This is a genomic window from Mycobacterium sp. pW045, assembly GCF_041287085.1.
GTDB lineage: Bacteria > Actinomycetota > Actinomycetes > Mycobacteriales > Mycobacteriaceae > Mycobacterium > Mycobacterium algericum_A.
Genome location: NZ_JBGGKU010000036.1, coordinates 1 through 322, shown reverse-complemented (window position 1 = coordinate 322; position 322 = coordinate 1). Strand labels below are relative to the sequence as shown.

General features: G+C 59.6%; 1 rRNA gene. It reads left to right on the top strand.

Going from position 1 to position 322, the window contains the following annotated elements:
* Nucleotides 1-66, top strand: a 16S ribosomal RNA gene (locus tag ACAG20_RS21095); the annotation flags it as partial.
* Nucleotides 67-322 lie beyond the last annotated feature (256 nt).

Below are 322 nucleotides of genomic sequence, written 5' to 3'. Positions count from 1 at the left end.
TCGGCGATTGGGACGAAGTCGTAACAAGGTAGCCGTACCGGAAGGTGCGGCTGGATCACCTCCTTTCTAAGGAGCACCATGATTCCCCCATCCCTGCAACCGTGCGGGAAGATGATGGTTGGGAGAGGTTGTGCCGGCGCCTGTAGTGGGCGATCCGGTGGTGCAGATAATTTGAACGGCAGCAGCTTTGATCACCAACCACCAGGAACGCTTGTTCCTGGTGGCCGGCCTCGGTTTCGGGGTTGGGCACACTGTTGGGTCCTGAGGCAACAGGCCCGTTGTTTGCTCCCCTTGGTGGGGGGTGGGTGTGTTGTCGCTCCAT